The 19,583-nt window shown below is 68.5% G+C and carries 9 protein-coding genes; 3 read left to right on the forward strand and 6 right to left on the reverse strand.

Features of this window, described 5'->3' with window-relative positions; translation table 11 throughout:
• Window position 1: 1 nt before the first annotated feature.
• Window positions 2–1,258 (reverse strand): ABC transporter substrate-binding protein, encoded by a 1,257-nt coding sequence (locus ACQPZX_RS34925; RefSeq protein WP_433385578.1) that lies wholly within the window; start codon window positions 1,256–1,258, stop codon window positions 2–4.
• Between the two features lie 228 nt (window positions 1,259–1,486).
• On the opposite strand from ACQPZX_RS34925, the gene ACQPZX_RS34930 reads away from it, so the two are divergent.
• Window positions 1,487–2,524, forward strand: coding sequence for a LacI family DNA-binding transcriptional regulator (locus ACQPZX_RS34930; protein WP_433364970.1), 1,038 nt, complete (start codon window positions 1,487–1,489; stop codon window positions 2,522–2,524).
• A 19-nt stretch (window positions 2,525–2,543) separates the two neighbouring features.
• On the opposite strand, the gene ACQPZX_RS34935 is transcribed toward ACQPZX_RS34930, so the two are convergent.
• A complete protein-coding gene (locus ACQPZX_RS34935; RefSeq protein ID WP_433364973.1) occupies window positions 2,544–5,186 on the reverse strand; it encodes a tetratricopeptide repeat protein in 2,643 nt (880 codons plus the stop codon).
• A gap of 203 nt (window positions 5,187–5,389) precedes the next feature.
• Between ACQPZX_RS34935 and ACQPZX_RS34940 the strand changes: the two genes are divergently transcribed.
• The gene (locus ACQPZX_RS34940; RefSeq protein WP_433364976.1) at window positions 5,390–5,851 is read left to right on the forward strand and encodes a hypothetical protein; all 462 of its coding nucleotides are present in this window, start codon (window positions 5,390–5,392) and stop codon (window positions 5,849–5,851) included.
• Window positions 5,852–5,858: 7 nt separating this feature from the next.
• Window positions 5,859–6,344, forward strand: a complete 486-nt coding sequence (locus tag ACQPZX_RS34945; protein ID WP_433364979.1) for a hypothetical protein — start codon at window positions 5,859–5,861, stop codon at window positions 6,342–6,344.
• Between the two features lie 227 nt (window positions 6,345–6,571).
• On the opposite strand, the gene ACQPZX_RS34950 is transcribed toward ACQPZX_RS34945, so the two are convergent.
• The 4 genes from ACQPZX_RS34950 to ACQPZX_RS34965 all read right to left on the reverse strand — a co-directional run bounded on the left by ACQPZX_RS34950 (window position 6,572) and on the right by ACQPZX_RS34965 (window position 19,564).
• Window positions 6,572–8,608 carry an MDR family MFS transporter gene (locus ACQPZX_RS34950; RefSeq protein ID WP_433364982.1) on the reverse strand — a complete coding sequence of 679 codons (2,037 nt, stop codon included), beginning with the start codon at window positions 8,606–8,608 and terminating at the stop codon, window positions 6,572–6,574.
• Between the two features lie 144 nt (window positions 8,609–8,752).
• On the reverse strand, window positions 8,753–9,205 hold the full coding sequence (locus ACQPZX_RS34955) for a hypothetical protein (protein WP_433364985.1): 453 nt from the start codon (window positions 9,203–9,205) through the stop codon (window positions 8,753–8,755).
• The gene (locus ACQPZX_RS34960; RefSeq protein ID WP_433364988.1) at window positions 9,196–15,618 is read right to left on the reverse strand and encodes an RHS repeat-associated core domain-containing protein; all 6,423 of its coding nucleotides are present in this window, start codon (window positions 15,616–15,618) and stop codon (window positions 9,196–9,198) included. The genes ACQPZX_RS34955 and ACQPZX_RS34960 overlap by 10 nt, the downstream gene beginning before the upstream one ends.
• A gap of 25 nt (window positions 15,619–15,643) precedes the next feature.
• Window positions 15,644–19,564 carry a LamG-like jellyroll fold domain-containing protein gene (locus ACQPZX_RS34965; RefSeq protein ID WP_433364991.1) on the reverse strand — a complete coding sequence of 1,307 codons (3,921 nt, stop codon included), beginning with the start codon at window positions 19,562–19,564 and terminating at the stop codon, window positions 15,644–15,646.
• Between the last annotated feature and the right edge of the window lie 19 nt (window positions 19,565–19,583).

A 19,583-nucleotide genomic window follows, 5' to 3' on the forward strand; every position in this document is an offset into this window, starting at 1 on the left:
GTCACTGCTGGCTGAGGGCCTGAGTGACGGCGTCGTTGTCCTTGTCCAGGTTGGCCCCGTCGCCGTACACCTGGTTGCGGAACAAGGTCACCCACGGGCTGCCCGGGGCGTTGAACGCCTGCTGGAAGTTGATGGCCACCGGGGTCTTGCTCTCCGGCCGGCCGGCGACCTCGTTGATCAGCGCGACCCGGGGGTCCTTGGCCGAGTACTGGTTGTTGGCCAGGTCGCTGCGCGCCACCGAGGTGCCGTTCTTGGCCAGCACGTCGACCTGGCCCTTCTCGGACATCATCCAGGCGAGGAAGTTCCAGGCCTGCGAGCTCTTCTTGGAGTCCTTGGAGACGCCGATGCCGTCGCCGCCGACGAAGGTGGAGCCGCCGCCGCTGACGCCGGGGATCGCCGCCACGCCGGTCTTGACGGTCTTGTCGGCGGTGGTCAGCAGCGTCGCCGGGTACGGCATCACGCCGATCTTGCCCTCCTGGAAGCCCGCGACCCAGGTAGCGCCGGTCTCCTCCTTGGAGCCGGCCGCGATGGCGCCCGCCGCCTGCAGCTCATGCCAGGTCGAGTACACCTCTTTCGCCGCGGTCCCGTTGAGCAGCGATTTGGTGCCCTCGGGGTTCATCACGTCCTCGCCGCTGGCCCAGACCATCGGGAACCAGGTGAAGACGTTGCAGCCGCCGCAGTTGCCGCCGAAGAACGTGCCGTTGACGCCCGGCTTGTTCAGCTTCTGGACCGCGAGGGCCTGCTCCTTGAACTCCTTCAGCGTCGTCGGGCCCTTCTCGGGGTCGAGACCGGCCTCCTTGTAGAGGTCCTTGTTCCAGAACATGACCGACAGATCGAGGACGAACGGGAGCACGTACTTCTTGCTCTCGTAGGTGCCGGCGTTCAGGTGCGCCTGGTTGATCTTGTCGGCGTACGGCAGCTTGGCGATGCTGTCGGTCAGATCGGCGAACAGACCGGCCTTGGCCCAGTTGGGCACGTAGACGATGTCGGCCGCGAACAGGTCGGGCAGGTCGCCGCTGCCGGCCGCCGCACCCACCTTCGCCACGTAGTCGTCGTTAGGGACGATGGTCAGCTTCACCTGGTTCTTGTGGCTGGCGTTGTACGCCTCGACCAGAGCTTTGGCCTGCAACTCCAGCGGCGCCCGCGTCCACAGTGTCAGTTCCGAGCCGTCGTCGACGCCGTCGACGCCCGCCGCGGCCGGCGCCGCGGTCGAGCCCCCGTCGTCGTCGCTGCCGCCGCAGGCGGCCAGCCCGATCATGGTCAAGGTTGCGACAGTGACGCCCGCGATCGTTCTGCGAAGGTTATTGGATAAGTCGAGCCGCACGATGCCCTCCGGAACACACCAAAAGGTTTTCGGGCCGTTTCGGTCGCGACGTCGCCACAGGTACTCTCATACGCAGGTGGGGCATCATCCGGGGGAGTTGCGGAAGACCGAAAAGGTTTTCAGGAACGTAATACGGAGGAAAAACTGTTGTCAAGGGGTCCGATGGAGCCGGGGTCCAGTGCGGACGGTCTGCGCCCGAGCGGCCGATCAACGCTGCGTGACGTCGCGAAGCTCGCCGGCGTCTCGATCGCGACCGCGTCGAAGGCGCTCAACAACCAGCCGCAAGTTCGCGCCGAGACCCGTGCCAAGGTCATTCAGGCCGCGGAGGCACTGTCGTTCTCGCCCAACACGCTCGCGCAAGGGTTGATCACTCAGCGCAGCGGAACGGTCGGGCTACTCACGTCCGACCTCGAGGGCAGATTCTCGATTCCCATCCTGATGGGCGCCGAGGATGCGTTCGGTTCCGACCAGACGTCCGTCTTCCTCTGCGATGCCCGAGGCGACAATCTTCGCGAACGCCACCATCTGCGCGCGCTCCTGTCGCGGCGGGTCGACGGCCTGATCGTGGTCGGCGCCCGCCCCGACGCGAGGCCGTCGCTGGGCGAGCTCCCGGTACCGGTCATCTACGCCTACTCCCCCTCCGACAACCCGGCCGACCTGTCCCTGGTGACCGACAATGTCGGCGGCGGCCGGATGGCGGTCGACCACCTGATCCGCCACGGCCGCCGGCGCATTGCCCACATCACCGGCGACCCCACCTACGGAGCCGCTCAGGATCGCGCCCGCGGCGCCCTCGACCGCCTGGCCGAGCAGGGCCTCCCACTGGTCGGCGACCAGGTCTGGTTCGGCGTCTGGTCCGAGGCCTGGGGCCGGGGCGCCACCCGGATGCTGCTGCAGCGAGACCCGGACGTCGACGCCATCTTCGCCGGTTCCGACGAGATTGCCCGCGGCGTCCTGGACGTCCTGCACCAGGAGAAACTCACCGTCCCGACCCAGGTCGCCGTAATCGGCTACGACAACTGGAACATCCTGGCTGCCAACGCCCGCCCACCCCTGACCACCATCGACATGAACCTCGAGGAACTGGGCCGGCTGGCCGCCCAGCGCCTGTTCGCCGCGATCGACGGCACCCTCGGCTCCGGCATCGAGACCATCAGCCCTCGCCTGATCACCCGAGAGTCCACGGCCCCCCTCGACTGACCGGTCCTTCGGCGGCTCATCATCGCCACTGAGCGGGCGGTCCGCGCTTGACGGTCTCGCCGACCGCGGTCATTTGGGCGCGGATCTGTTCGGCCTGTGGCATGCCGAGATCGAGGTAGCGAGCAAGCGCATGGTGATAGTGCTGGCGAGCCTGGTCGAGATCGCCGAGAGTCCGGTGGGCGCGGCCCAGGCCGGCGTGGGCGCGGGCCTGCTGGTCGAGCGCGCCGATGTCGGCGGCGATGCCGAGCGCGGCGCCGTGGTGGGCGACGGCGTGGGTGGGCTGACCGGCGGCCTGAGTTGCCTCCCCGAGTCCGTTGAGCGCATAGGCTTCGCCGTCGCGTGCGCCGGCCTGGCGGAAGATAGACAGCGCCTGTTGATGGTGCTCGACGGCTTGCGTGGGTTGGTCGAGATGGGTGTGCAGGATGCCCAGACTGTCCAGCGTCCACGCTTCACCGTCGCGGTCGCCGTGCTGCCGGTACAAGGTCATTGCCTGTTGGATGTGTTCGGCCGCCAAGTCGTAGTGGCCGATCCGCACTTCGACGTCGCCCAGGTTGCCCAGCATGGAGGCCTCGCCGACGTGGTCGCCGGTCTGCCGGCACAGGGCGAGGGCCTGGCGGTAGCGCTCGGCGGCCGGCTGGTAGTCGCCCAGCCGCGCCGCGACGAAGCCGAGGTTGCCCAACGCCCGGGCCTCACCGGTACGGTCACCGGCCTGCCGGTAGCGCGTCAGCGCCTGCCCGTGACGGTCGGCGGCGCGCCGGTAGCGGCCCAGCCGCGCTTCGACAATGCCCAGGTTGGTCAGGATGCGTGCCTGGCCGGTGCGGTCCTCGGTCAGCTTGTGCAGGTTCAGGGCGCGCTCGAGGTGGTCGACGGCCTGAGCGAACCGGCCGATCTGGACGTACGCGGCGCCGAGGTTGGTCAACGCGTGTGCTTGCCCCTTGGCGTCGTTGGTGTGGCGGGCGGCGTCATAGGCGTGGCCGTGGATGGTCAGGGCATCGTTGTTGTATCCGCCGTTGAGGTAGCGGAAGAGGATGGTGGACAGCCGAGTGGTGTGGCTCGGCCAGCCGTCGGTGGCGGTGCGCGCAGCGGTCGCGACCAGGGTGGCGCGTTCGACGTCCAGCCAGTCACGGGCCGTCCCCGCCTCGGTCAGCACCGGGGTTGGGGTGGTCGGCGACGCAATCCGCGGGCGCCGATGCGCCTCGGCGGGGTGCAGGGTGTCCATCGCGGCGGCGGCCGCGGACAGGTAGTAGTCGAACAGACGGGTCAGCGCCGCGTGCCGCTCGGCCGGCGGGTCTTCGTCGCCGGCCAGGTTGGCGGCGAAGGCGCGGACGAGGTCGTGCTGGGTGTACCGGCCCGGGCTCGCGTCTTGCAACAGGTGGTCGCGGCGCAGATCGCGCAGGTGCGCCTGTGTGGTGCGCAGGTCAAAATCGCAAAGGGCCGCGACGCCGTACGCATCGAAGTCCTCGCCGGGATGCAGCGCGGCCAGCCGGAGCAGCCGTCGCCGATCGCCGGACAGGCGTTGGTAGGACAGGTGCAGGGCGAGTTCCACACCGGTGTCCAAGCGGCGATCGTGATGGCGTTCGTCGAGCCGGTCGGCGTGATCCGTGAGGGTCCAGCCGGGCTTGCCGCGGATGTGTCCGATGACCAGTCCCAGGCACAGCGGCAGGTAGCCACAGCGCCTGGCGATCCGGGCCGGGGCCTGTGGATCTTTGCCGACGGGGGTCCCGGACACGGCCTGCGTGAGGAACGCCACGGCCTCCTCCGCGGTGAACGCATCCAAGGTCAGGTGTGTCGCGGGCGGCAGCTCGGTGAGGCTTCGCCGGCTGGTGACCAGGGTGATGCAGCCGGGAGTGTCCGCGAGCAGTGGGCGGACCTGGTCCTCGTCGGCGGCGTTGTCCAGGATCACCAGCGTGCGCGTGCCGGCGACGCGACCGCGGAATGCGGCGGCGCGGGTGGGGAGATCGTGCGGGATCCGGTGACCGGGTTCGCCGAGCAGGCGCAGGAAGCCGTCCAGGACGGCGGCGGGGTCGGCCGGTGGCTGGGCCGGGTCAGGGTGGAACCCACGCAGGTTCACGAACAGGACGTGCTCGAAGGGTCTCTCCCGGGCAAGCAGGTGCCCGGCGTGGACGGCAAGCTGCGTCTTGCCGACCCCGGCCATGCCTTCGATCGCCGAGATCACCACCGCGCCGCCGTCGTGCTGACCGCGTTGCAGTGCGCTGCGCAGGCGGTCCAGTTCGAGGGTGCGGCCGGTGAACTCGGCCAGGTCCTGGGGCAGTTCGTCCTGGACCCGGACGTGCGCGGCCGCCGTTGTCTCCCCGGCGATCACACGCATCGCCTGGCGCCACTGCGTCACGTACCCGACATCGGGGTGCAGGGCCTCGACCACCGCGATCACCAGGTCGGAATTCAGCCGGCGCCGGCCACGCCGGAAACAGTCCACGACGGTGGTCTTGCCGGCCAGCTCACCGGTCGGTCGCCCGGCCTCGGACCACGCCGCGTTGATGCGGTCCTTGATGGTCTCGTAGGACGGGTCGCCGGCCCAGACCTTCAACAGCCGCAGCCGTTCGACGATGTCGTCGAGGGTGAGGGCCTGCCCGGGGTCGGGCGGATCCGCGAAGGTGTCGACCGGCTGGCCGGCCGGCTCCCGCCGGAGCCCTGGCGGCATGTCTCACCTCCTGATCGGGATCGATGTCCCGAGTGCGTCCTAGATTAACGACGGTGGACGTGCCGACCGCGTTCGGATTCGGTCGGTACACGCCGGCCAGTCCGGCCTGTGGTGTTCAGTCGAGAAGACCTGCCGTGCCCCCCGCGGGCGCACGGCAGCTGTATCCGCTGATGGCGACACCATGGAGGAAAGCAGTGCGAAAGATGCGTGCTCAGCGATCTCTGGCCTTGGTCGGGGCGATACTCGCCCTCCTGATGGGACTCGCCGCGCCGGCGTCCGCTCAGGCCCCCTCGGCCTTGGCCGGTGGACCGTGCGGATCGTCCTACACGCTGGTCACCCACTACCCGGAGACCAGCCAGGCGACCGGCGAGGTCAACATGTACCTGGACGTCTATTACTCGTCCACCGCGAAGCGCAACTGTCTCGTCGCCAACCACTCCGGCAGCGCGTACGGCGCGAGCCTGTACTCGCTGGCGAAGATCCGGCCGTCGGGATCGAGTTGGCCGAGGTGCCCAAGCGTCGGCTGCGACGAGGGAAACTACAAGTACTACGCGGGCCCGGTGTACACGCCGGCAGGCGTCGACATGTCCCACCGGTGCGTCGACGTCGGTGGAATGGCCGGCATTCAGACCGACCGGATCCTGTACGGGATCAACTGTGGCTGAGCTCCCGATGAAACGACTTCTCGCGATTATCGCCATGTTGGTGCTGGCGGTCGGCGGTATGGCGAGCCCGGCACACGCCGCCGGTGATGCCCAGTCCGCAGTCGCCGCAGCCAACTGCCGGCACTCGCAGGGCTCGGGCAGCGTCGTGTCGGCGGACTACCTGCGACTCAACGTCGGCGGCACGGCGATCGGGGCGGTGCAACTCTGCCGAAGCGGGTCCTACTACTGGGCATACATGGTCATGTACTCGCCGCTTCGCTCCGGCTATTGGGGCACCGCGCTCCTCTTCCGCTCCCCGGACGGCGCCAAGTGGTCGTGCAACTCCAGCGGCGGGAACCGGTACGTCGAACCCGGTCAGACGATGTGCTGGACGCCTCGGATCTATTCGCCCAGTACCAGCCAGACCTTCCTGGCACAGGCGTACGTCTGCGTCGGAACCTATCCGAGCGAAGCTCGGTACTACGCCGACGGGCAGACGGCCCGGCTGCGCTGAGCAACGGCGGCAGGAAATCCGGGGTGGCCTTCTTCGAGGGCCGCCCCGGTTGTCGCCGCCGACGACGCCTTCGCCCGCGCCTCCGGCAAGGCCCCTCCTCAGACCTTGTCGGGCATGGGTTCGGCGAAAATCCGGAAGTCGGTACGAGCCAGGTGGGCGTACGCCGAGGCCGGCGCCCCGTCGTCCTGGCCGACATCAACTCGGCGGCTCGCGGCCCGCGGCCCGCGTCAGGCGGGGGCGAGCTGACGCTGTTCGGCCGCCTGTTCCTGCTCGGCCACCTGAGTGGCGAGGCGGTGCAGGGCCGCGTCGAGGGCCTCCGCACTCGGGCCGCCGTCCTCGGCGAGCGGGAGCCGGTCGCGCAGCCAGGACTTCCAGGCGGCGGCGAGCTTTCCGAACTCCTCGTCGCCCCGGCCGGTCAGGGTGAGCAGGTCGCCCTCGGTGCGCAGGTAGCCCTGCGCGACGGTGGCGGCGAAGGCCGGTTCCAGGACGGCCGCCGGCATGCGGTGGGCATGCGCGATCTCCCGTACGCCGACCGGCCGGTGGCCCCGGCCGTGCAGGCGGATCTGACCGACTGTCCAGGCCGCGGCGACGTCGAGAGTCGTGCCGGAATCGGCGAAGACGGCGGGCGCGGCGGCGCGGCCCTCGCGGCGCAGCACCCGGGCGATCGCCCGTTCGAGCTCGCCCTCCGAGCTCTGCGAGTCGAGCAGCCCGAAGCCTTCGCCGAGGTCCGTCGCGCCGGCCGCGGACGATTCCCGCAGCGGGACCTGCTTGAGGGCCAGCGCCAGGACGAATGCCAGAAGGGCGACCGGCACGGCGTACAGGAAAAGGGTCTGGATCGTCTGGGCGTAGGCGTGCACGATGGGTTCCCGTTGCGCCGCGGGCAGGCCGTGCAGCTCCTTCGGGCTGCTCACGGCGCCGCCGCCCAGCCGGAGGAGGACAGGCGCCAGGTGCGCGGCGAGCTGGTTGGCGTAGATCGCGCCGAACACCGCCGCGCCGAACGAGCTGCCCAGCGTGCGGAAGAACGTGATGCCCGAGGTCGCGACGCCGAGGTCGCGGTAGTCGACGGTGTTCTGCACGATGATCATCAACACCTGCATGCACAGGCCGATCCCCACGCCGAGCACGAACATCGACAGCGACTGGACGACGACGCCGGTGAACTCGTCCATCCGTGACAGCAGGTAGAAGCCGATCGCCATCACCGCGCCGCCGGCGATCGGGAAGATCCGGTACTTCCCGGTCCGGGAGACCAGGGTGCCGGCCGCGATCGAGGTGAGCAGCAAACCGAAGACCAACGGCAGCGTACGGATGCCGGAAGCGGTCGCCGAGACGCCGCGTACGTATTGCAGGTAGCTCGGCAGGAAGGTCAGCGCGCCCAGCATGGCGAAGCCGACCACGAACGCCAGCACCGACGAGATCGAGAAGACGTTGCCTTTGAACAGCCGCATCGGCAGCATCGGCTCCTCGGCCCGCAGTTCGGCCAGCACGAACAGGCCCAGCAGCACGACACCGGCCGCGAACAGGCCGATGATCTGCCACGACCCCCACGGGTACTGCGTGCCGCCGAAGCTCGTCGCCAGGATGAGCGCGCCCGCGCCCAGAGCGATCAGGACGATGCCGAGATAGTCGATGACCGGTTTGGCGGCACGGGCGATCGACGGCATGGTCCGGGCCGCGACGGCGATCACGGCGATGGCGATCGGCACGTTGATGTAGAACGCCCACCGCCACGAGAGGTGATCGGTGAACAGGCCGCCGATGAGCGGGCCGATGACGGTCGTCACCCCGAACACCGCGCCGAGCGCGCCCTGGTACTTGCCGCGCTCGCGCAGCGGGATGACGTCGGCGATCAGCGCGGTGGCGGTGACCATCAGCCCGCCGCCGCCGATGCCCTGCACGCCGCGCATCAGCACGAGGGTGAGCATGTTGTGCGCGAGGCCGCAGAAGAACGAGCCGAGCACGAAGATCGCGGCGGACAGCTGGAACAGGAACTTGCGGCCGAACAGGTCCCCGAACTTGCCGGCCAGCGCCGCGGAGATCGTCTCGGCCAGCAGATAGGCGGTGACCACCCAGGACAGGTGGCCGGCGCCGCCGAGATCGCTGACGATCGTGGGCAGCGCGGTCGAGACGATCGTCGAGTCGAGCGCGGCGAGCAGCATGCCGAGCATCACGGTGCCGAAGATGATGTTCTGCCGGCGTTTGTCGAGCACCGGGGGGCGGTTCGCGGCCGCCGGCTCACCGCCCGCGGTCGCTGTCCGGCTCATCACGCCTCCCGATCTCCTGCTCGCATGATCGACGCTGGCACCGGCGCGGTGCCGTGTCGTCATCCGGCCGGGATGAGCCGACGGACCAGCGCCGATGTCGAGTGGGCGATGGTGGCCGGGCCGGCGAACCCGGCCACCACGCTCCTACTTGTCGGCTTGGGCGTTGCAGATGACGTCGACTTCGATGCCGATCAGGGTCCCTCCGTCGAGACCGGCCTTTTCGGTGCTGGTCAGCTTTCCCCAGTCCTGGAGGACGCTGACGGCGGAACTGGCGTCGATCGACCAGAAAAGGAGATCGCAGTTTCCGGTATCGGTGCTGTATCCGGTGCCCAGCGCCACGGTCTGCTGGACGCCGTTTTTCATCGGTTGACCGTCTTTCTTCACGACGAGCTGCGGTCCGGACGCGACCGCGGTGATATCGGCGTCAGCCGGACCGACGAAATACGCCGTTGCGGAGGTGTCGAAGTAGGCTCCGACCTCCCGGAACCCCGACAGCGCTAGTTTGTCCCGGTAGCGCTCGGACTCGTTGCTGCCGAAGGCTGAGCAGCCCATCAGCATCAGCACGGCCGAGACAGCGCCCATTGTTCTCACGAGCATGCGTACACGCCCGAGTGGCAGATCAGTCGATTGCTGAGCTGGTTGTAGCGACCGATCGTGTTGCCGTAGGTCGTGCCTTGCGGGCCGAAGAAGCCGCCTCGCTGCATGGCGTCCTCGGCGGGCTTGCCCACGTTGTAGAGGACGGCTGCGGTCTGCTCGGGTGTGTATGCCTTGCGCACAGCCTTGGGCGCCCTGTCCTTGGCGACCCCCACGTTGTCGGAGAGGGCGAAAGCAGTCACCCTGACTGCCAGCCGATCGTCGCCGATCATGTCGGTCCAATCGGCGCCGCCGAGGGCATCTGGGTGGTTCCTCTTGGTTCGGTTGAACAATGCCTCGCTCATGTTTCCCCAGCCGACCGTCGGAGGACTGTCGGTTTGATCTCCGCCCTTGCCGATCAACGGGCCGAAGATCTTCTTGACCAGACCGTAGACACCCAGTTTCTCACCAGCGACCTGGGCGTGCTGGAAGCCGTCGTCGACGGGCCCGAGGTCCTCCGACTTGGCGACCTCCGCCTGCAGGACCGACAGAACGAGCCGCGGGTCCACCCCGGCCTCGCTGCCGGCCTCCACGGAGATCATCATCCAGGTCGCGGGACCACCGCATCCGGCGTGGGAGTCGCTGCCGTTGTTGCAGCGACTCGGGAAGAGTCCGTGGTAGGCGTCCTGCCACCCCGGCAGCAGCGTCGCCATGAGGGGCGACGTGTTGTCCCAGCCGGGTTTGTCGGGTCCGGAGTTCTCGATCGCGTTCGGGCTGCTCGAGGTCGGTTTGTTGGAGGGTCGGTGGTGGCGTTCGCCCGGTTGGGTGTTCTTGCCGGTGTTGGGTGTCGGCGTGCCGAACTGATTGTCGAGTTCGGGGTCCTGAACGCGCAGTCCGGTCGGGTCCGACCTGGTGACCGGACTGTTGTTGGCGTAGGCGTAGCCGTTCCATTGCTGCGGATCGGCCAGGTCCAGCACCGGGTCGACCGAGATGAAGCGGCCCAGCACCAGGTCGTACTGGCGGGCGCCGATGTTGACCAGGCCGGTGGGGTCGTTGTCGCCGCCGACGAAGCCTTTCTCGTTGACCCATGCCGTGGCGGCGCCGCGGAGGCCGCCGTACGGGGTTTGCCGGCGGACGGTCACGGCGAGGGTGCCGGCGTTGACGGCGATCTGCTGGGTGCCCTGGTGGTCGGTGAACAGCCAGGTCATGTCGGCCACCGCGGAGGTGCCCGTGCGGGAGCCGCAGACCGTGCCGCCCAGGGTGTAGTAACGGGTGCCGGTGACGACGCTGCCCTGCTTGCGGATCTCCTGGTTCGGGAGATAGATCGTGGTACCGGTCGCATCGCGGCGAACGATCCGGGTGCCGTCGGCGTCGTAGATGTTGGTCTCGGCGGTGCTCCCGCCGGCCGTGACCGTGCTCAGCTTGCCCTCGGCGTCCCAGGCCAGGGTCTGGTTGTTCGTGGTGGAGTCGCAGTCGTTGCTGGTGCTGCCGGGCATGGGCCGGCAGGTCGTGTTGCCGCTGGTGTCGTAGCGGTACTCGGTCGTGGCCGCGGCCTGACCGGGCGCGGTAGCGGTCATCGAGGCGACCTTGTGACCGGCGGCCGGGACCACATAGTCGCGCAGGGTGTTCCCGGCGCTCGCGTGGCTGGTTTCGCTGAGCCGTGATCCGGTCGTGTTGAAGGTCCAGTCCTGCCAGTACGGCGCGGGGCCGCTCAGGTTGGCCAGACTGGGATCGGTGGTGCAGTCCACCTCGGGCTTCGGTGTCCAGGCGGTGGTCAGCCGGCCCAGCAGGTCGGTGCGGAAGCACTGCTTGTCGGCGGCGCCGACGGCGGGCTTTTCCTCGACCGAGGTGATGTTGCCGGCCTTGTCGTAGTCGTAGTTGCGGTCGGAGACGGTGCCCGCTGTGGTTTCCCGCTCGACGGTGGTCCGCCTGATCCGCCGGGTGCCCTCCTCGCGGTAGACCACGTCCTGTGCGAACTTTCCGCCCGGCATCTTGTAGATCGAGCCGGACCGCTCGCCGTAGGCCGTGTACGAGGTGGTGGCCATCGTGCCTACCGAACCCGTGAGGCTGGTGTCCAGCCGTACCGGAAGACCGGTTGTCGCGTCGTAATCGGTGGTGAGCTGCTCGGTGACCAGGCCGCCGCCGGCCGGATAGGAGATCGACGTCTGCTGGCCGGTCGCGGCGGCGTAGGTGTAGGTGTAGAGGTAGGTGGCGTCCAGACCGGTCTCCACCGGCGGAATTACGTAGTTGACGCCGGTCGGCTGGTAGCGGTCGTCCAGATTGCGGGCCTGCCACTTGTACGCGTTGGCCGAACCCGCCGGCTCGTACCGGATGGACTGGGTCAGTTGACCGCGGTAGCCGGTCTGACCGCTGTAGAGGCTGTCGTAGCGCCATTCGGCGCGCAGCGCACCGGCCGCCGAGTCGTCGCGGACCGTGCGCTTACGGCCGAGGTCGTCGTAGGTGAACCAGAGCTTCTCGCCGCGGGCGTCGGTGGTGCTCTCGACCTCGTTGAAATCGTTGTAGGCAGTCGATGTCGTGCCCGAGTCGGGGTCGGTTCTCTGGATCATCCGGCCCTTGGCGTCGTAGACCGTGGTCCAGTCGTTGGTGGCGGTGTCGGTGACCTTGACCTGCTGGTCCTTGCGGTTGAACGCGTACTTGGTCTCGATGTAGGCGCCGTTGACGCCGGCCGCCGTGGTGTGTTCGCGCAGGGCCACGACGCGGCCCTGGCTGTCAGTGACGGTGGTCGTGGGGGTGCCGCCCTGCGGCGGCGTGACCTTGGTGAGGTCGCCCTCGTACGCGGTGACTGTGCGCCATTTCTCCACCAGGTTGGTGACGTTGTCACCGCTGAGGAAGACGGCGTCGGTGACCCGGCCGTCCCGGTCGTACACGTTCTTGCTGACCGATGGCACCGACCACTCCGGCTCCCACCACAGGGTCCCCGACGGCGCGCCCGGCTCGGCGTGCGCGCCGTACGTGCTCGCGGCGCGGCCGAACTCGTCGTAGATCGTGTCGCTGACTACCCGATCGCCGCTCCCGCCGAGCGAGATCGACTGAGACTGCCGGGGTCGCAGCAGAGCGTCAAAGATCTGGTACGAGGAGACATAGTTGGCGTCGGCATTGAGGGCCTGCGATTTGACGTACGGGTAGGCGTCCCTGTTCGGGGCGAAGGTGTACTGGTACTGCGCTGACGGTTTGCCGGGGTTGGCGGCCCGCGTCCAGCCCAGCTTCCACTGGCGCAGCAATCGCCCGAGCCCGTCGTAGTCCGCGTCGGCGGTGATCCGGCTGTTCGCGTCGGTGGTCTTGGTGACCGAGCCCCAGTAAGGATCGGAATTCACGGTGGAGACCCAGCCTAGGGGATTCTTCGTGGCCACGCTGGTGACCGGCCCGCCCACCGCCGGGGCGTACGTGCTCTCGGTGGTGTCGCCCTTGATGTCGGTCGAGGTCTTCGTCCGGCCGGTGGAGTCATAGGTGGCCTGGGAGACGGTCTGCCACACCGTGCCGGTCGCCGCCGTCCAGTCCTTGAGCTGCTCGGTCTTGGTCACCGAGCCGAAGGCGGGCGGGGTGGTGAGGCTGGCTGCGCCGTCGAAGTAGTTGCGCGTATCCATGATCACGTCATCGACGGATGACGGCGACGTCCCGCACGTCAAAGCCGTGGTGAGGGTGCGGCTGATCGTGGCGATCAGGTTCTTGCCGGTGTTGCGGTTGTAGGTGTAGGTGGCGCACTGCTCGTCGCCGGTCTTGCTGACGTCGCCATTGTCCTGCGCCCAGTTCACCGTCCCGTACGTCGAGTCGAAGTTCGTCTGCTCGCTGGTGGTCCGCCAGCCGCGGCTGCCGTCCACGCCCAGCGCGGTCTGCGCGTAGGAGGTTTGGGTGTCGACGTAGCGTGCCTCGGCTGTGTCCCCGTTGATGGTGCGGCTGGCGGTTGCGCTGGAACGCCAGGGCACGTTGATCTCGCGGGAGACCGGCTTGGTGTCGACGCCGTTGTAGACGTCCTGCTCCCGCACCAGGCCGGCGAACTGGTCCTCGTCGTAGACCGTCTCGGAGCCGTAGGAAGCGGGCACGGTCACCGTGCGGGTACCGCCGGACGGGGCGGCCCGGTCGCCGTGCATACCGCGCAGGAACCTGGTGACCGTGAGCGTGCGGGTGTTCGTCTCGTCGCCGACCTGAGTACGCACCTCGCGGTAGCCGCGCCACTGGTCCCACGTCTTACGATCTGGCTTGGACAGACCGTCGTCGTCGGCATAGTGCCAGGCCGGCGCGTCGACGTACTCATACCTCGTATGCCTCGTCGGCGACGGATGCCCACTGCTCGTCTGCAGGTCATCCTCCGCGACGTGGGTGACGACGTACTTGTGCCACCACTGCGTGACCAGGACATCCCCGGCCGGATTGCTGGAGTCGGGCACCCGCACCGGATAACACCGACGCGTATTGGACTCGGGAACCAACGCCGCGACCATCGCCGCGGTGCACTCGGGCTCCGAATAATCCACCTTGATCCGGGCACCGGTCTCGGTGACGATGCTGTTGATCCGCAACCAGGTGTTCGCGGAACCGTTCTCGGTCAGCACCCGGTTCGCCAACGACACCGCCTCAAACGTCACCGGCGGCATGCTGACCTCGGCGCCAACCAGACCCTTGTGATCGATCCGCTCCAGCCACAGCCCAGTATGGGTCGAATCCGCAGTCGCCGAGAACGTGTGGCCCAGCGTCCACGACTCGACATCCACCCAGCCGGGTGTGGCGGCGGTCGTGTCCCACACCCGAGTGGTGACCGTCTTGAGCCGCTTCGTGGTCCAGAACGTCGGCGCGTACTGGCCGGGGCAGGAGGTGGCCGACGCCTTGCACTCCTGATCCCACGGGGTGTCCTTCCAGTTGGCCGTGGTCGGCGCGGACTCGCTGCCACAGTCGGTGAAGCACCGCACGTCAGGGGTGAACACGACCTGCGCGTACGGCTCCGTGTTGCGCTCGGTGACACCGTGAATGGCCTGGGTCCGGTCGTACGTGCCGTAATCGATCCGGGTCAGATAGCCGGCCCGGTCATAGGAGGCAACCGCGGAATCGGTGCCGTTCTGGGCGTACTTATTGGTCTCCTTGCCATACCAATACGACATGGTGTTGCCACGCACATCGACGACATAGTCCAGGTTCCACCGCCACGCCTGCACACAATCCGACGACATAAAAGCGCTCTGGTGACACGGCTCGCCCGAATGGTTGCCGAACACCGGCACGGTCAGCGTCGAATTGGTCGCACTGCTCTCACCCGGCAGGTCGTCCAGGCCGAAGTAATACTGCGTGCCATCGGTCGTCGTGACCCGCCAATGCTCACCGACACCGTCGACGCTCGCCTCGCCGGTGTCACCGTTGACGGCCCCGGTCAACTTCTCGATCTTGGAGCCGTCCTCGTCGCGCAGATGCCAGCCCTTACCCGCCTGGTAGATCAGCTCACCGCTGTGCCCACCGAAGCTCATCGTCGCGTTGTCCGACCGCCAGCACTGATCGCCGCTGGAAACCGTGCTGTTCGCCCCGTTCTTGGAATCCTCGGCACAGGGCACGTAGCGACGCTCGATAAAGCCCGGCGAGTAATCGAAACCCTCACCGACCCACGACGGCTGATTATTGCTCACCTCGGACCGGCCATCGACCGCCGACGACGAATACGACAGATCCACGTCCGGCACCGGACCCGTCGCCGGCGGCACCCGCATCGGGTAGCTCCAGGAGAACTCACCCGAGTTCCCGCCGGACGACCAGGTCGAGCTCGCCGCCATGCTGGTGGCGCCGAAATCACCGTCCTTACCGGAGGCCCCCGCCGCCAACGCCACCAACGAATTGGCGGCGACCGTCGCCGAGACCGTCCCGGCCGCCGCATCGGCAGACGTCGGCAGGGCCACCGACCGGCACGACGACACGCCCGGGGTGGTCAGCGCGCACTGCGGCACCTGCCACAGCCGCAGCCGCGATGCCCAATCCGCCCCGTACGCCTGCTCGAAATCCCGGTAATCCACCGACACCCGCGCCGCACCCGCCTGAGCCGAGCCGACCCGCATCACCAACCCGTCCCGCCACGAGGCCGGAACTGTTGCCGGGTCGACCACCTGCACATCCACGCTGGCCAGCCGCGGCCCGCCGGGCGCATCACCCACCCGGATCGGCGCGCCGGGGACTTTGACCTGACCGGAAGCCGGCAGGTCGACCCGAGCCGTCCCCGCCTTGGGCCACGCGAGCTTCGTCGCCGGAAGGTCCCGGACCTTCCGCTGCGTCCACGCCCGCCCGGCCACCGGCCCACCGTCATGGTCCAGCTTCTCCACCGGCGGCGCAGTCGGCGCGGGCGGCGCGGCCACCGCCGTCCTCGCCGGCACCCCCGCGCCCACCGACAGCAGCACGGCCGCGACGACCGACCTCAACACGACATTCCAGCGCTGTGCGTGCATTCCCCGTCCCCTTTGCCTCAGCACGTCAGTCACGCCGCCAGACGACCTGGCCGGTCGAATCGAGCAGAACCAGATCGCCATCGTCGTAGAGCACCAGGCGGTCGGCACCGGTGCCGGCGGTGCCGGTGGACCAGACCGCGGCGCCGGCCGCGCTGTAGATCACGAGGTTGCCGTCGGCCCGCATGACCATGGAGGCGCCCGGATAGCTGTAGGTACGGGTGGACCAGATCTCGGTGGCGCCGTCGTAGAGCTTGACGTTGCCGTCGACCTGCATCCACATCGTGTACTGGCGGTTGTTGGACCGGAGGGCTTCGTTCGTGTGCAGCGCCTGGCCCACGCCGAGGACGTTGGCGCCGGACACGTCGGCGGCGTTCCGGTCGTACATGGCGGCCACCGCGGCGTCGCTCATCGCGCCCTGGTAGATCTCGACGTCGTCGATGCCGCCGTAGAACTGGTCCATCAGGCCGTCGTGCCAGAGGGTGTGGCCGACCAACAGCGGGCCGGTGGCGTTGAACGGGGTGAACGACAGCGTCCTGGTGTTCTGCAGCTCGCCGTTGACGTAGAGCCGGATCTCCTTGGTGGCCGAGTCGTAGACGCCGGTCAGCTGAGTCCACACACCTTGCTCCGCCGCCGCAAGAGAGGAGACCCCGGCGGGCGTCGCCGTGAGATCGTCCTGCGGCAGGACCCGGAACTCCCATTGTTGGGTCTGGGGGCTGTACTTGAGCCAGAAGGCGCTCTCGTGCGTGCCGCGCTGGGCGAAGACCGTCCGGCCGCCGTTACCCGCGGGGCCGGGTTCGAGCATCACCCAGGCCGAGATGGTGTACGACTGATCGGTGCGCAGCACCGCCCGGTCCTGCCAGGTGGTGAACTCCAGGCCGTCGGCGTCGGGCGGCGTCGTGCCGGCCTTGACCGCGCTGCGGCCGTACTCGTCGGAGTAGCTGGTGTTGCCCTCCTCCGGGAAGTACCTGTTGTCCGTCCACAGACCCATCTCGCTGGCCGAGTGTCCGGCCCCGATCTCGGCGCCGCGGCTCAGCGCCAGCCACCGGCCCCACGCGGTGCGGGTGTCCGGCGCCTCGCAGGTGTCCCGCAGGTCGGCGAGGTAGCAGGGGACCGCCGACTGGAAGTCCCACGACCCGACCTCGATCGGGGTGGCGATGCCCGGTTCGTCGAAGCCGCCCGACGCCGGGTCGGAGGCCAGCTGCCCGCTGAAGTCCTGCGGCTGCAGCACCCGGTCGAAGACCTGCACGTCGGCGATCGATCCGTTCCAGAAGTTACTGACGACGCCCGAGGCGAACCCGCGTCCGACCGCGAACTTGCCGGCGGCCGACCACGGCGTCGCCGTCCGGTCGGCCTGGCCGACCAGCGTTCCGTCGACGTAGAGCTTGAGCTTCTTCTCGGTCGCGTCGAACGCGCCGGTCACCAGCGTCCAGCGGCCCACATCCGCGGCGGTGATGGCGGTCGGCGACAGCGCCGCGACCGTCGTACTCGTTTGGGCGCTCGTGTCCTTCATGACGAACGACCAGTACGGCGTCGCCGGGCTGCCGTTGCGTCGCACGCCGATTTCGAAGCCGGCCGCGTCGGGGCCGTCCTGGGTGGCGAACTTCAGGTCGCCGGCGGGCAGCACGCCCAGTCGCACCCAGGCGGAGACGCTGAACGAACCGGTCGTGTTCACCACGGCCGAACTGGTGGTGGCCGCGGAGGAGGTGCCGTTGAAGGTGGCCGTCTGGCCACCGATCAGGCGTACGCCGTCGGTCCAGGTCACCCCGGAGGCGGTCAGTGGTGTGTTGGCGGGAGAAGCGGCCTGGTCGGCGAGGGCGGCTGTCTGGTTGATGCCGGGATAGGTTTCCAGTGTCCATCGGGCAGCAGCCGGAGAGGGCCGGCCGACGCGGAACTCGAGCGAGCCGTTGCCCTCGTTGAGGGTGGCGTCGATGGCCTTGAGCAGCAGCACGTTCAGGCCGAACGCTGGGGCGGTGATGTCGACCTCGGCGTATTTCGGGTTGGTGCCCGAGGCGGTGACCACCTTGGTCGCGGCGTCCCAGCCGTACTGGAACTTGGTGACGTCGGTGGCGGTCGACTCGATCCGGATCCGGCCCTTCTGGCCCGGTCCGGCGGGCTGTGTGATCACCGTGGCGGTCACCGGCGGGACGGTGGTGTCCACTGTGAACTGGCACCACGGGCCCCACCCGCTAGATATCGAGTAGGGCGCCTTGTCGATGGCTCGCGCACGGAAGGCGTACGTCTTGCCCTTGACGGCGGTGACGGTCGCGGTGGTGGCCCGGGTCGATTTCGGGCTGATGTTTGTCTTGTTCGGCGGTGGTGTCTTGCGGGCCGGCGAGGTGTCGGTGACCGCGCTCATTCCGCCGGCGGGCACCTCGATCCATTCGAACACGCCGGTGAGTGAGTCGGACGCGTCGGCGTCGGAGAAGATCGCCGAGAACGTCGGGGTGAGGGTGCCGATGGACAGCACTCCGGTGTTGCAGGCGACGCCGGCGGCCTGCAGGTAGAGCGGTTTGCCGGGCGGGGTGTCGTAGTCGACTACCAGTTTCGCGTCGTTGGGGTAGAACTTCTTCCACCGTTCCTGCACGGATTCGCCGGTACCGTCCGCGGCGCGGGCGGTGAGGGCGACGGTGAGCGCGCTCCAGCTGCCGTTGGCGGCGTCTTGCAGCAGCTGGGTGACCGCGGCGCTGTCGAACTGCATGTACATGTCGCCCTGCTCGTTGCCGCAACCGCCGGCCTCGTTGGCGTGCCCGGTGGCGGTGTCCACGAAGCGCAACAGCGACATGGCCGACCAGCTCGCCTTCGGCGTGGCGTTGATCGCAGATGTCCAGTACATCGAGGTGATCGTGCTGTCACAGGACCAGGAGTGGTCGAGTTTCATCTCCACCCGGGCGGTCTCGATGTGCTTCTTGGCCAGCGACACCCCGTTGGCCGTGGTGGGGAACTGGAAGTACGACCGGTACAGGGCCCCGGAGTCCGGGCTCAGCCCGACCCGGGCCCTCGAATAGTCGGTGTTGTTCGAGTTGTTGCTCGTCGCGTACGCCCATTTGTTCTTGTAGACCGACCAGGCGGGGTCGACGTAGAGCGGGTAGGTCGCGCTCTTCAAGAGCTTGGCGTCCGGGCGCAGCACGAGGTCGTCGCCGGCCAGCGCAACAGACACCGGCGCGACCCTTGCGGCGTCGCCGGGTCCCTTGTGGGTCGAACGGGGCGCGGCCTGGGGCCGGGCGGAAGCCACCTTGGACGGCGTTGTCGGCGTGGTCCGCGAATCCCACATCACCGCCGGCTCGGTCGAGGCGATCGGCGTGTCGGGCCCGGAGGCGGTCAGCAGACCGCCCTTCGAAGAGATCCGGGCGGTGCCGCCGAGCCGGAACCGGGCATTCGCGACGCCGGGCTGGGCCGCGGCCGCAGCTGACTTGACGACCAGCGCGTGGGTGAAGCCGGTGCTGGTCGCCCGGACCACCAGATCGACGCCGGGCAACACCTCGGCATACGTGGCCGAATCATCAGAAACGGTCGGAAGCGGCAGATTCCCCGGCCACGACATGGTCAGGGTCCGACCCCCGCGGGTCAGGGTGATCAGCGGGCCGGAACCGCCGCCGGAGAACGCGACATCGGCGACCGAGACCGCCGGGCGCAGCTGCCCGTCCCCGCCGCGAGTCAGGCTCAAATCGAGGTCGGCCCATTCGGCGCCGCGGCGGGCGCGTTGCGGCTCCACCGCCGACTCGAACCGCAGATGACCGTCCGGCTGGGCGGTAACCTGGGAAAACTCGGTCCTCGAGGAGTCGACCGTCACCGGTCGGTCGCAGCTGACCGCCAATTCGACAGCGGCCCGCTCAGTACCGGCCCGATCCGCGCACGCGGCCTCGGAAACACCGGCCAGAGCCGGTACGACAAGTTGACCGACCGCCAGGCCTGCCACCAGGCAGACGGGCAGAATTCTTCGCCACATAACGTCCCCGTTCGATATA

Origin of the sequence: Actinoplanes sp. CA-142083, assembly GCF_050942195.1 — a bacterium.
Taxonomy (GTDB): domain Bacteria; phylum Actinomycetota; class Actinomycetes; order Mycobacteriales; family Micromonosporaceae; genus Actinoplanes.

Excerpts from the sequence above, each read along its gene's own strand:
- ACQPZX_RS34925 (WP_433385578.1), bottom strand. The coding sequence starts at position 1,258 with ATGATCGGGCTGGCCGCCTGCGGCGGCAGCGACGACGACGGGGGCTCG.
- ACQPZX_RS34930 (WP_433364970.1), top strand. The coding sequence starts at position 1,487 with ATGGAGCCGGGGTCCAGTGCGGACGGTCTGCGCCCGAGCGGCCGATCA.
- ACQPZX_RS34935 (WP_433364973.1), bottom strand. The coding sequence starts at position 5,186 with ATGCCGCCAGGGCTCCGGCGGGAGCCGGCCGGCCAGCCGGTCGACACC.
- ACQPZX_RS34940 (WP_433364976.1), top strand. The coding sequence starts at position 5,390 with ATGCGTGCTCAGCGATCTCTGGCCTTGGTCGGGGCGATACTCGCCCTC.
- ACQPZX_RS34945 (WP_433364979.1), top strand. The coding sequence starts at position 5,859 with ATGAAACGACTTCTCGCGATTATCGCCATGTTGGTGCTGGCGGTCGGC.
- ACQPZX_RS34950 (WP_433364982.1), bottom strand. The coding sequence starts at position 8,608 with ATGAGCCGGACAGCGACCGCGGGCGGTGAGCCGGCGGCCGCGAACCGC.
- ACQPZX_RS34955 (WP_433364985.1), bottom strand. The coding sequence starts at position 9,205 with ATGCTCGTGAGAACAATGGGCGCTGTCTCGGCCGTGCTGATGCTGATG.
- ACQPZX_RS34960 (WP_433364988.1), bottom strand. The coding sequence starts at position 15,618 with ATGCACGCACAGCGCTGGAATGTCGTGTTGAGGTCGGTCGTCGCGGCC.
- ACQPZX_RS34965 (WP_433364991.1), bottom strand. The coding sequence starts at position 19,564 with ATGTGGCGAAGAATTCTGCCCGTCTGCCTGGTGGCAGGCCTGGCGGTC.